We start from the raw sequence: 12105 nt of genomic DNA on the forward strand, positions 1-12105 counted from the left end.
TCCTGGTGCCGTAATTGCCTCGACACAGGTCACGGTGATCAGGGAGGCTTCGCGCGATGACCAGAATCGACGACACACCGCCCGCGTGGGACGAGCGCACCCAGCTCACCACGTTCCTCGACTACGCCCGTGACACCACCCGCGCCAAGTGCGAGGGCGTCTCCGCGGAGAACGCCCGGAAGGCGCTGCTGCCGGGCTCACCGCTGATGACCCTGAACGGACTGGTCAACCACCTCCGCTGGGTCGAGTACTACTGGTTCCGCGTGGTCTTCCTCGGCGAGGAGGACCAGGGGCCCTGGACCGATGAGGACCCCGACGGCGAGATGCGCGTCGCCGTCGACTTCCCGCTCTCCCAGCTGCTCGACGAGTACGCCGAACAGAGCGCCCGCCACCGCGAGCTGGTCGCCGCGCACGACCTGGACGCCAAGGCCGAGCGGCCCGTCCGCGACGGCCTCCATGTCGACCTGCGCTGGATCCTCCTCCACCTCACCGAGGAGACGGCCCGCCACAACGGCCACCTGGACATCCTGCGCGAGCTGCTCGACGGCACGACCGGAGACTGAGAGGCCGCCCGCGCTACCCGACCGTCACGCGGGCCAGGGCCCACGAGGTGTGGTCGAAGGAGGTCTTGGCGTTCGCGTCCGTGACCTCCAGGCGCAGGACGCGTACCCCGCGCACGTCGACGTCCACCGGGACGGGCCCGCCGGCGGCGGTCAGGGTGGGGGTGGTGAGGAGGACGCGGTCGTCTCCGAGGACGGCGGCCCGGGTGGCGCCGGCGGAGCTCTGGCGGGCCGAGAAGTCGTCGATGCCCACCAGCGCGGTGAACCGCTTCCCCGCGCCGCCGAGGTGGAAGGCGATGTCGCTGTACGCGTGGACGCCGAGCCCCTTGGGGTAGGTGGTGCCGCCGAACGCGATCGGGGTTCCGTCCCCGGCCGCGTTCTTCCCGTTGGAGGTGTCGCGTTCGACGGGGCCCCAGCCGTTGACGGCGCTGATCCACGGGAGGTCGGAGAGGTAGCTGTCCCGGACCGGCGCCGGGGGCGGGGTGGTGACCGTGCCGTGGGCGGCGTACCGCACGGGGCCGCCGGGCGCGATCGCGATGCCCTCGGCGGTCAGCGTCCACGGGGTGGCCGCGGGGGCGTCGGCGGGCGCGGTGACCTGCCAGCCGGCGGTCAGCCGCGCTCCGGGCGCGAGCTGCCCGGCGGTCGTCGCCGTGGTGGCCCGCACCGTCCAACCTTCTGGCGTGCGCAGCGCGAGAGAAACCGAAGTCCACGTCCTTGCGGAGCCGTTGGCGAGCGTGGCGGTCGCGGTGAACGGCTGCCCCGGCAGGGCGAGCGACGGCACCGTCAGGCCGGCGCCGAAGGAGACGCGCGGGTAGGCGTCCCGCCAGGAGGAGCGCATCAGGGCGACGAGCTCGGCCACCCGGGCGGGGTGGCGGGCGGCGAGGTCGGAGGTCTCGCCGATGTCGGTCGAGAGGTCGTACAGCTCGACCTGCCACTGGTCGTCGGGCAGGGCGTGGTCGCGGACCGGGGCGAACCTGACCGCCTTCCACCGGTCCTTGCGGAGCGCCTCGGCGAGCCAGGTGGAGCGCTGCCGGTCCTGGGCGTCGGCGCGGGACGTGACGCCCCGCTCGTCACGGAACCAGTACAGGTGGTCGTGGCGGGCGGCGACCGCTCCCCCGCCGGTGATCAGGGGCGCGGCGGACAGTCCGTCCACGTCCGAGGGGGCGGGCGCGCCGCCGAGTTCGGCGAGGGTGGGGAGGAGGTCGGTGAGCGGCGTCGGGCGGTCGCTCGTGCCCGGCGCGACCCGGCCGGGACCCCAGGCGAGGAGGGGGACGCGGATCCCTCCCTCGTACAGGTTGCGCTTGTATCCGCGCAGCGGCCCGTTGGCGTCGAACAGGTCGGGGTTCACCCCGCCCTCCTCGTGGGGGCCGTTGTCGCTGGTGACGAGGACGACGGTGTCGTCCGCCAGGCCGAGGGCGCGGATCCGGTCGACGACGTCGCCGACGAGCGCGTCGAAGAGGCCGACCTGAGCGGCGTGCCCCTTGTTCGCGGCGCTCCAGCTCCGGGACGCGTACGCGCCGGTGTCGGGGATGTCGCTGGGGGCATGCGGAACGGTCGGGGTGAGCAGCAGCAGGAACGGCTCGGCCGCGTGCCGGTCGAGGAAGTCGAGGGCCTTCTGCCGCAGCAGGTCCGGCGCGTACACGCCCTTGGCGCCGCCCGCGTTGGCGGGGATCGCCTCCTTGACTCCGTCGTGCCACAGGTACGCCGGGTAGTACTCGTGGGCGTGGCCGTGGTCGATGTACCCGTGGAACTCCTCGAAGCCCCGGGCGTTGGGGTGGCTGTCCTGGCCGGCGCTCTCCGGCCCGAAGCCCCATTTGCCGATGATGCCGGTGCGGTAGCCGCGCGCCCTGAGCACCTGGGCGAAGGTGGTGTCGTCGGCGGTGAGGGAGCCCTGCGCCCCGGAGGGGTTGGCGCGCACGGTCGCGTGCCCGGTGTGCAGGCCGGTGAGGAGCGAGCAGCGGGAGGGTGCGCACACGGCCGCCGTCGAGTACGCGTCGGTGAACCGCAGTCCCTCGGCGGCGAGTCCGTCGATGCGCGGGGTGGCGATGAGCTTCTGGCCGTACGCGCCGAGCTCCCCGTACCCGAGGTCGTCCGCGAGCACGACGACCAGGTTCGGCGGGCGGGTGGTGTCCTCCGGTACGAGCGCCGCCGCCGGCGCGGCCAGGGTCCCGACGGCGCCGGTCGCGGGCAGGGCCCCGAGGCCGAGCGTGGCGGCTGACCCGGCGAGGAAGCGGCGGCGGCTGGACATGTCGGAGCTCCTCGGGTGGCGGCGGGCGCGGATGGCGTGCGACGTCCGAACCGCGGCCCCTGACAGGGGTCCTGGACGTCAGTCGATCATCGGCGCACCCGCCCCGGGGAACCATGCACAGCGCATGAAGAACGTGTGACACGGTCCCCGGCGGCCGCCCCGGGAGCGTGTGGCGGGGCGGCCTCCCGGCTCAGTCGAGCCAGAGCTCGCGGACCCGGCGCACGGGGTCCGCGGCGATCCCGGACTCGGCGTCCCAGATCTTCGTGGCGCGCTCGTCGGAGGTGTAGCGCGGCCAGTCGGCGCCCGGGTCCTGGTCGGTGACGAACGCGACCCACGCCCGGTGCATGGCGTCGGCGAGCGCGCGCGGCGGCTCGGCCCCGGCGACGGCGGTCACGCCCTCGGCGTCGAGGAGGTCGAAGGCGAAGGGCAGGTCCAGGCAGTGGAAGGCGAGGCCGAGCGCCGGCGACGGCCAGCGGAACTCGTAGAACCAGGTGGGCCGGCCGTGGGCGGCGCGGGCGTCCGCGACGGCGAGGTTCGGGGCGCGGAAGACGGTGTCGGTCAGCGCCTGGCCGAAGTAGCGCTCCGCGCCGGCGGCCGCGTACGTCTCGGCGAAGGCCTCGGCCCTGGCGGGGTCGAGGCCGAGCCCGCCGAGGAGGACGGGCAGCGGCGGGCCGTCGGGGCCGGGCGCGGGGATCATCGAGAACTCGTCCTCGGTGAAGCCGAGCATCAGCGGGACGTCGGCGCCCGCGTCGCCCGTCGTGAGGGCGTCAAGGACCGGGACGGGGATGAGCTCGCCGTCGGCGAAGGGGGCGAGGGCCAGCATCGGCGGCAGGCCCTCGCGGTCGGGGCCCGGCTCGGCCAAGCGGTCCTGGAGGTCGAGGAGTTCGTCGTCGGTGAGGTCGCGCAGGGCGGCGGCGGTGGCCGGTACGCCGGTGCGGGAGGTGAGGAGCCGGGCCGCGGCGCAGGCGGTCTCGGGACCGTCGGGCCGCATGACGGCGCCGGAGACGGAGAGCGCGCCCCGGAAGAGACCTCGCGCCGACGGCACCGCGAGGAGCGTCTGCACCGCGCCGCCGCCCGCCGACTGACCCGCGATCGTGACCTTCGCCGGGTCGCCGCCGAAGGCCGCGATGTTGTCCCGCACCCACTCCAGGGCCGCGATCCAGTCCCGTACGCCCCGGTTGTCCGGAGCGCCGTCCAGGCGCAGGAACCCCTCGATCCCGAGCCGGTAGCCGACCGAGACCAGGACGACCCCGTCCCGGTTGAACGCGGCCCCGTCGTACCACGGGCTCGCCGCCGACCCCGCGACGTACCCGCCTCCGTGGATCCAGACGAGGACCGGCAGACCCGCGGCCGGAGCGGTGTCCGGGGTGAACACGTTCAGGTTCAGCACCCCGTCGCCCGCGATCGACGGCTCGGGGATCGTCGTGACGTCCGCGAACGGGCGCCGCTGGGCCGTCGGACCGTACGCCGTCGCGTCCAGCGGCTCCGACCACGGCTCCGGCTCCACGGGCGCGGCGAACCGCAGCTCGCCCACCGGCGGCTGCGCGTACGGAATGCCGAGGAACCGCAGACTGCCGTCCGCACGGCGCTCGCCGCGCACGGGTCCTCGGACGGTGGTGACGATGGTGCTCATGGGGTGCTGCTCCTTCTGCACGGGCACTCGGGGCCGGAGAAAGAGCCTGTCACCCGCCGCTTACACGTGTCAACACTCTCGACGACGGAGCCCGGGCCTCTAGACTCGGAGGCTCGTGCAGGACCCGCGGGTCCCGGGGGAAGGCGGCAGGCCATGAGGTGGGACCCCGATGCCGCGGTGGGGGCGCTGGTCGCCCTGCTCGGCGTGGGACTCGTGATCGCCGGAGTCGTCTGGAAGGGCCGCTCGGTCCGGCCCTTCGCCGCCTCGCGCGCCCGCTCCGTCGCCCAGCGCGAGTACGCTCGGGACCTCCAGCGCGCGGCCGATCACGTGATCGCGGCGGCCCGCGGCTCCGCCGGCGAGGGCGAGCCGGCGATCGTCACCGTCGAGGCGGTGCGGCGGACCACCGAGGAGCGGTACGGCTACGCCGGGGTCGAGCGGCGGCACGCGGCCGCGGCGCTCCGCCGCCGCTTCGAGCACGGGCGGTGCGCCGCGGACTGCGTGACCGACGCCTTCGGATAGGACCCCGGGGAGCCGCGGACTGCGTGACCGACGCCTTCGGATAGGACCCCGGGGAGCCGCGGACTGCGTGACCGACGCCTTCGGATAGGGCCCCGGGGAGCCGTACCCGGACCGTGGGGTCACTCGAACGCCGCCGCGGCCTCCTTCAGGGCGGCCGCGACCGCCTCCGGGGCGTCGGGGCCGGGGGCGCCGGGGCGGTAGGTGACCGAGTGGAGGCGGCCGGTGAAGCGGAAGGACCGGTGGCGTTCGTGGAGGGGCCAGGACACCGGGGACTTGCGGTCGACGCCGACGCTGATGCCCTGGAAGGGGGCCATCCCGATGAGCTGGTGGACGCTGTCCGGCGCGGCCCGGTGCTCGCCGTCGACGGTGACGGTGAACCGCCAGCGGAGTCCCTCCTCGGCCGTCGCGACGAGGAGGATCTCGTGGGGGCCGGGGGCGAGGGGCCCGGCGTCGGTCTCGTGGAGGTCGCCGTACTCGTTGTAGGCGAAGGTCAGCCGCCCGTTCTCGACGTAGAGGCTGTAGCCGCCGCCCTGGTCGCCGTGGGAGACGAGCACGCCCTCGCCGCTCTCGTCGACGGCCACGGCGATCTCGAAGGAACGCAGCGAGACGAGCCGGGAGGAGCGGTAGCGCTCCAGTTCCGGGGTGCCGGGGAGCAGGGTGAGGGGGCGGGAGTAGCGCTCCTCGGCGGGGTTGCGGCGGGCGAGGGCGCCGCTGTGGTCGGGGAGCGGGAAGACGCCGTTGCGCCAGGCGGCCTGCTCCCAGGCGGCGGAGAGCTCCTTGACGAGGTCCGGGTTCGCGGCGGCGAGGTCGTGGATCTCGGTGGGGTCGGTCCTGATGTCGTACAGGGCCCATTCGGAGTCGTCGTAAGGCGTTCCGGGCCGGTGCAGGGTGACGAGTTTGTGCCCGTCGCGGTAGTGGCTGCGGTTGCCGGTCATCTCGCAGTACTGCTCGGGGTGGGTGGAGTCGTGGGCGGGGTCGGCGAGGACGGCGGTGAAGCTGGTGCCGTCGGGTTCCTGGAGGGGGACGCCCCGGCGGGTCTCGGGGCGGGTGAGGCCGGCGAGTTCGAGGAGGGTGGGCGCGATGTCGGTGACGTACTGGTACTGGGAGCGGTGTCCGGCGGTGAGCCTGCCGTCCCGCGCGCCCTCGGGCCAGGACAGGACGAAGGGGACGCGGACACCGCCCGCGTAGGTGTGGCCCTTGTAGAGGCGGAAGGGGGTGTTGGAGGCCATGCCCCAGCCCCGGGGGTAGTGGACGAGGCTGCGGGGGCCGCCGATGAGCTCGGGGTCGCGGTCGACGTCCGGGTCCCAGTCGCCGGGGAGGCGTGGGTGGTGGACGAAGCGGCTGAAGTAGGAACGGGTCCCTTCGAGGCCGCCCTCTCCCGTGCCGCCGTTGTCGGAGGTGAAGACGATGATGGTGTTGTCGAGTTCACCGAGGGCGGCGAGGGTGTCGGTGAGCCGTCCGAGGTTCTGGTCGATGTTGTCGACGAGGGCGGCGTACACCTCCATGTAGCGGGCGTAGAGCCTCTGCTGATCTGCCGTCAGGGAGTCCCAGGCGGGGACGTCGAGTCCGGCCTCGCTGTTGCGCTCGGGCAGCCGGGTGCCGGGCGGGAAGAGTCCGGCGGCGAGCTGCGCGGCGAAGCGGTGCTCGCGCAGGGCGTCCCAGCCCTCGTCGTAGCGGCCCCGGTGGCGGGCGATGTCCTCGGCCTTAGCCTGGAGGGGCCCGTGGACGGCGTTGTGCGCGAGGTAGAGGAAGAAGGGCTTGTCGGGGTCGTGGGCGCGCAGCGACTTCACCATGGAGATCGCCTGGTCGGTGATGTCGTCCGTGTAGTAGTAGTCGTCGGGGAACTCGTCGATGTCGAGGGGGCTGTTGTCCCGGACGAGCTGGTGCGGGTGGAAGAGGCTGGTGAGGCCCTCCAGGACGCCGTAGTACTGGTCGAAGCCCTTCTGGAGCGGCCAGTTGCCCCGGTGGTCGGCGGCGTTGGAGGCGGAGTCGCGGACGAGGTGCCACTTGCCGACGGCGTACGTGGCGTAGCCGGCGTCGTGGAGGAGTTCGGCGAGGGTGGGGATGTCCTCGGCGACCTCCATGCCGTAGCCGGGGAAGCCGGGGTCGGAGTTGGCGACCATGGCGTAGCCGACGCGGTGCGGGTTGAGGCCGGTGAGCAGGGCGGCGCGGGCCGGGGAGCAGAGCGGCATGGTGTGGTAGTTGCCGAGCCGGACGCCCGTCCCTGCGAGCCCGTCGAGGACGGGGGTGGGGATCTCGGAGCCGAAGGGGCCGATGTCGCTGAATCCCATGTCGTCGACGAGGACGACGACGATGTTGGGGGCCTTGGCGGGCGGGGTGGTACGGGTGGGCCAGGCGGGTTCGGACTCGGCGAAGGTGCGGCCGACGCGGCCGGCGAAGCCCTCGTAGGGGTCGCGTCGCGGAGCGGTGCTCATGCGGGGGTGGGTCCTTCCGGGGGGAGGGTGCGGGCGCAGCGGAAGCCGCCGTGGCCGGTCGAGGAGTCGGGCGTGTTGTGGGAGCGGGCGGCGACCCGGTAGCGGTTGCAGTACGAGGCGTGGCAGAGGTAGGAGCCGCCGCGGATGACGCGCTCGCGGCCGTGCGGGTCCCAGTCGTCGGCGCACCACTCCCAGACGTTGCCCGAGGTGTTGTACAGGCCGTGGCCGTTGGGTTCGTACGCGGTGACGGGGACGGTGCCGACGTGTCCGCCGGGCCGGTCCGAGCGGTGCGGGAAGTCGCCGGTCCAGGTGTTGCACCGCTCGTTGCCGACGGGGGTGAGCTCGTCGCCCCAGGGGTAGCGGGCGCCTTCGAGGCCGCCGCGGGCCGCGTACTCCCATTCGGCCTCGGTGGGCAGCCGGAGGCCGGCCCAGGCGCAGTAGGCGAGGGCGTCGCCGTGGGAGATGTGGACGACGGGGTGGTCGGCGCGGCCTTCGAGGTCGGAGCCGGGGCCCTCGGGGCTGTGCCAGGCGGCTCCGGCGACGCCGAGCCACCACGGGGCCTGCGGGACGCGGCCGAGGACGTGGGGTTCGGCGGCGGGGTGGAGCAGGAGGTGGAAGACGAAGGAGGAGCCGAAGCGTTCGGCGTCGGTGCGGTGCCCGGTGGCCTCGACGAACGCGGCGTACCGGGCGTTGGTGACGGCGGTGGCGTCGATCGCGAAGGGGGCGACGGTGACGTCCCGTACGGGTCCCTCGTGGTCGGCGCGGTAGCCCTCGCCGAACGCGTCGCCCATGCGGAAGGTGCCGCCCGGCAGCCGCAGCATCGGGTGGGCCGGCGGGGCGGTCCGTACGGTCGGCAGCGGGAGCGGCTCCGCGGCGGCCGGGTGTCCTGCGGAGCCCCCGCAGGCGCGGCCCGGGGTGCAGCAGGCGCTCACGCGGACACCGCCTCGGGCAGGAGGCGTACGGGTACGGGTTCGGGCGCGGCGGCGAGCAGCGCCCGGGTGTACGGGTCGCGGGGGCGCTCGCACAGCTCGTCGGCGCCGCCGGTCTCCACGATCCGGCCGCCGTGCATGACGGCGATGCGGTGGCTGACCTGGCGGACGACGGCCAGGTCGTGGGCGATGAACACGAGGGCGAGGCCCAGGTCGCGCTGGAGGTCGGTGAGCAGGCCGACGATCTGGGCCTGGACGGAGACGTCGAGGGCCGAGACGGGTTCGTCGCAGATGAGGACGGCCGGTTCGGGGGCGAGGGCGCGCGCGATGCCGATGCGCTGGCGCTGGCCGCCGGAGAAGGAGCGCGGGTGCCGGTCGGCGGCGGCCGGGTCGAGGCCGACGAGGCGGAGGAGTGCGGCGACGCGGTCGGCGCGCTCCGCGGGGGCGCCGATCCCGAAGGCGCGCAGCGGTTCGGCGACGATCTCGCCGACGGTCATGCGGGGGTTGAGGGAGGCGTAGGGGTCCTGGAAGACCATCTGGACGCGGCGGCGTACGGCGTGCAGCTCGGCGCGGCCGGGGCGGGTGACGTCCCGGCCGTCGAGGAGGATGCGGCCGCCGTCGGCGGGGTGGGCGTGGGCGAGGACGCGGGCCAGGGTGGACTTGCCGGAGCCGGACTCGCCGACGATGCCGAGGGTCTCCCCCGCCGCGAGGGTGAGGGAGACGCCGTCGAGGGCGGTGAAGGAGCGGCGGCCCCGGCTCCTGTACGTCTTGGTGAGCCCGTCGGCGCGGAGGACGACGGCGCCGGGCGCGGGCCGGTGGATCCGGGCGGGCGGCGGGGGCGGGGGCAGCGGTTCGTCGCGTTCGGCGGCGGGGTGGCAGGCGGCGCGGACGGTTCCGGTGACGGCGGTCAGCGGGGGTGCGGCGGTGTGGCAGCGGTCCTCGGCGAAGGCACAGCGGGCGGCGAAGGCGCAGCCGGCGAGCGGGAGGCTCAGGTCGGGCGGGACGCCGGGGATGCCGGTGAGGCGCGTGCCGGAGGGGGCGGAGAGCCGGGGCACGGCGGCGAGGAGGCCCGCGGTGTAGGGGTGGCGCGGCCGGGTGAGGACGTCGGCGGTGGGGCCGTCCTCGACGACGGTGCCGCCGTACATGACGAGGACGCGGGCGCAGGCGCGGGCGACGACGCCCATGTTGTGGGTGATGAGGACGAGCGCGGTGCCGGTGGTGCGGGTGAGTTCGCCGAGGAGGGTGAGGATCTGTTCCTGGACGGTGGAGTCGAGGGCGGTGGTGGGTTCGTCGGCGAGGAGGACGTCGGGTTCGCCGGCGAGGGCCATGGCGATGAGGATCCGCTGGCGCTGTCCGCCGGAGAACTGGTGCGGGTGGTCGTCGAGCCGGTGCTCGGCGTCGGGGATGCCGACGAGGCGCAGGAGTTCGACGGCACGGGCCCGGCGGGCGGCCTTGTCCCGCCGGCCGTTCCCGCCCCGGTGGGCTTTCTCCGGACGGTCGTTCCCGCCCCGGTGGGCCTTCTCCGGACGGCCGCTCCCGCCCCGGTGCGCCTTCTCCGGACGGCCGTTCCTCCCCTCGTGTGCGCGGAGCACCTCGTCGAGGTGGCGGCCGACGGTGAGGACGGGGTTGAGGGCTGTCATCGGGTCCTGGAAGACCATGCCGATCCGGGCGCCGCGCACGGCCCGCAGCCGCTCCTCGCCGGCCGTGACGAGGTCCTCGCCGTCGAGGCGTACGGCGCCGCCGGTGATCCGTCCGGTGCCGGGGAGCATCCGGAGCAGGGCGAGCGCGGTGGTGGACTTCCCGGAGCCGGACTCCCCGACGACGGCGAGGGTCTCGCCCCGCCGGAGCGTGAAGGACACGTCCCGTACGGCGTGCAGGGTGCCGCCGTCGGGGGCGGTGAACTCCACGTCCAGGCCCTGGACTTCGAGGAGTGGCGGGGTGGTCATCGGCGTATCTCCCGGTTCAGCGCCTCGGCGGTCAGGGAGAGGCCGAGGACGAGCGCGGTCACGGTCACGAGCGGTCCGGCGGCGAAGTGCGGGGCCTGGGCGAGGTAGGGCATGGACTGGCTGAGGACGGCCCCGAGGGTGGGCTCGGGGGGACGGACGCCGACGCCGAGGAAGCTCATGGCGCCTTCGACGAAGACGGCGACGGTGAGGGAGACGGCGATCTGCACGACGAGCGGGTCGGCGGCGTTGGGAAGGATGTGCCGGGTGAGGATCCGGCCGCGGGAGGTGCCTCCGACGCGGGCGGCCGTCACGTACTCCCGGCCCTGCTGCACGAGGATGCCGGTGCGCAGGAGCCGCCCGAAGACGGGGATCTCGGCGAGGGCGATGACGAGGATCACGGGGAGTCGGCCGGGGCCGAGGATCGCGGTCACGGCGAGCGCGAGGATCAGCCCGGGGAAGGCCAGGATCAGGTCGAAGGTGCGCTGGACGACGGTGTCCAGGACCGGGTGCGCGGCGGCGGCAAGGGCGAAGAGGCAGCCGAGGGCGGCGCCGAGGGGGACGGCGGCGGCGATGATGCCGAGGTCCGCCCGGATGCCGTACAGGAGGCGGGAGAGGAGGTCGCGGCCGAGGTCGTCGGTGCCGAGCGGGTGCCCGGGGGTGCCGGGCGCGGCGAGCGCCAGGCCGCTCTGGTCGGTGGGGCCGTGTCCGGTGAGGAGCGGGGCGAGGAGCCCCGCGAGGACGACGGCGCCGACGAGGGCGAGTCCGGTGCGGCCGCGGGCGGTGGTGAGGGCGGCGCGGTAGGCGTGGCGGGGCCGGCGCGCGCGGCGCGGCGCGGGCTTCGCGGGGGCCGGTTCCGTGCCCGCGGGCTTCGTGAGCGTGGTCATGGGGGTCACTCCCACCTGATCCGGGGGTCGAGCCGGGCGTGGACGAGGTCGGTGAGGAGCTGGACGAGGACGAAGGCGGTGACGAGGAGGAGCAGCAGGTCCTGGACGACGGGGTAGTCGCGGCGGATCAGGGCCTGTTCGGCGAGCTGGCCGAGACCGGGCCAGGCGAAGATCGCCTCGACGAGGACGGCGCCGCCCAGGAGGTGGCCGGTCTGCATGCCGAGGAGGGTGACGACGGGCGGGAGGGCGTTGGGGAGGGCGTGCTTCAGGAGGAGGCGGCGGGGGGCGATGCCGGCGGCGGTGGCGGTGCGGACGTAGTCCTCGGCGAGGGCGCGTTCGATGCCGTCCTTGAGGTAGCGGCCGAGGACGGCGGCGCTGGGCAGGGCGAGGCAGAGCGAGGGCAGCAGCAGGTACTGCACGCCGAGGTCGGGTGCGGTGAGGAGGGGGACGCGGCCGCCCGGGGGCAGCACGCCGAGGAGGACGGAGAAGAGGAGGACGAGGAGGACGCCGGTGACGAACGGCGGTACGGCGAGGGCGCCGGTGGTGAGGACGCGTACGGTGCCGAGGACCCAGCGGTTGCGGGCGGTCGCGCCGAGGATGCCGAAGGCGCCGCCGAGGACGACGACGAACAGCAGCGCCCCGAGGGTGAGTTCGGTGGTGGCACCGAGTCCGTCGGCGATGAGGTCGGCGGTCTGGCCGCCGATCGCGTAGGACGGTCCGAGGTCGCCGGTGAGGAGGTCGCCGAGCCACCGCGCGTACTGGAGGGGCAGGGGTGCGTCGAGGCCGAGCCCGGCGCGGATGGCGGCCTCGGTCTCGGGGCTCGCGTCGGGTCCGGCGAGGACCGCGGCGGGGTCGCCGGGGACCAGGCGAAGGACGGCGAAGGCGAGGAAGGAGGCGGCGAGGAGCACGAGGAGGGCGGAGGGGAGTCTCCGCAGGAGGTAGCCGCGCATC

The 12105-nt window shown here is 74.6% G+C and carries 9 protein-coding genes; 2 read left to right on the forward strand and 7 right to left on the reverse strand.

Features of this window, described 5'->3' with window-relative positions:
• The first annotated feature begins 56 nt into the window (after positions 1–56).
• A complete protein-coding gene (locus ACN9MM_RS04230; RefSeq protein ID WP_426362351.1) occupies positions 57–563 on the forward strand; it encodes a DinB family protein in 507 nt (168 codons plus the stop codon).
• 13 nt (positions 564–576) lie between these two features.
• Here the strand turns inward: ACN9MM_RS04230 and ACN9MM_RS04235 are convergent, their stop codons facing one another.
• Together ACN9MM_RS04235 and ACN9MM_RS04240 are read right to left on the reverse strand one after the other, a co-directional pair.
• A complete protein-coding gene (locus ACN9MM_RS04235) occupies positions 577–2808 on the reverse strand; it encodes a sulfatase-like hydrolase/transferase (protein WP_426362352.1) in 2232 nt (743 codons plus the stop codon).
• 190 nt (positions 2809–2998) lie between these two features.
• Positions 2999–4441 carry a carboxylesterase/lipase family protein gene (locus ACN9MM_RS04240; RefSeq protein ID WP_426362353.1) on the reverse strand — a complete coding sequence of 481 codons (1443 nt, stop codon included), beginning with the start codon at positions 4439–4441 and terminating at the stop codon, positions 2999–3001.
• A 153-nt stretch (positions 4442–4594) separates the two neighbouring features.
• Between ACN9MM_RS04240 and ACN9MM_RS04245 the strand changes: the two genes are divergently transcribed.
• Positions 4595–4960 (forward strand): hypothetical protein, encoded by a 366-nt coding sequence (locus tag ACN9MM_RS04245; RefSeq protein ID WP_382858821.1) that lies wholly within the window; start codon positions 4595–4597, stop codon positions 4958–4960.
• 119 nt (positions 4961–5079) lie between these two features.
• Here the strand turns inward: ACN9MM_RS04245 and ACN9MM_RS04250 are convergent, their stop codons facing one another.
• From ACN9MM_RS04250 to ACN9MM_RS04270, 5 genes are all read right to left on the reverse strand, one after another.
• Positions 5080–7395, reverse strand: a complete 2316-nt coding sequence (locus ACN9MM_RS04250; protein ID WP_426362354.1) for an arylsulfatase — start codon at positions 7393–7395, stop codon at positions 5080–5082.
• Entirely contained in the window at positions 7392–8216 is an 825-nt protein-coding gene (locus ACN9MM_RS04255) for a formylglycine-generating enzyme family protein (RefSeq protein WP_426368669.1), read from the reverse strand. Before ACN9MM_RS04255 ends, ACN9MM_RS04250 begins: the two co-directional genes overlap by 4 nt.
• A gap of 107 nt (positions 8217–8323) precedes the next feature.
• Positions 8324–10270: a dipeptide ABC transporter ATP-binding protein gene (locus tag ACN9MM_RS04260; RefSeq protein WP_426362355.1), complete on the reverse strand. Its 1947-nt coding sequence runs from the start codon at positions 10268–10270 to the stop codon at positions 8324–8326.
• Positions 10267–11154: an ABC transporter permease gene (locus ACN9MM_RS04265; protein WP_426362356.1), complete on the reverse strand. Its 888-nt coding sequence runs from the start codon at positions 11152–11154 to the stop codon at positions 10267–10269. The genes ACN9MM_RS04260 and ACN9MM_RS04265 overlap by 4 nt, the downstream gene beginning before the upstream one ends.
• A gap of 5 nt (positions 11155–11159) precedes the next feature.
• On the reverse strand, positions 11160–12104 hold the full coding sequence (locus tag ACN9MM_RS04270; RefSeq protein ID WP_426362357.1) for an ABC transporter permease: 945 nt from the start codon (positions 12102–12104) through the stop codon (positions 11160–11162).
• Between the last annotated feature and the right edge of the window lies 1 nt (position 12105).

This window comes from Streptomyces sp. E-08 (genome assembly GCF_049913095.1).
Taxonomy (GTDB): Bacteria; Actinomycetota; Actinomycetes; order Streptomycetales; family Streptomycetaceae; genus Streptomyces.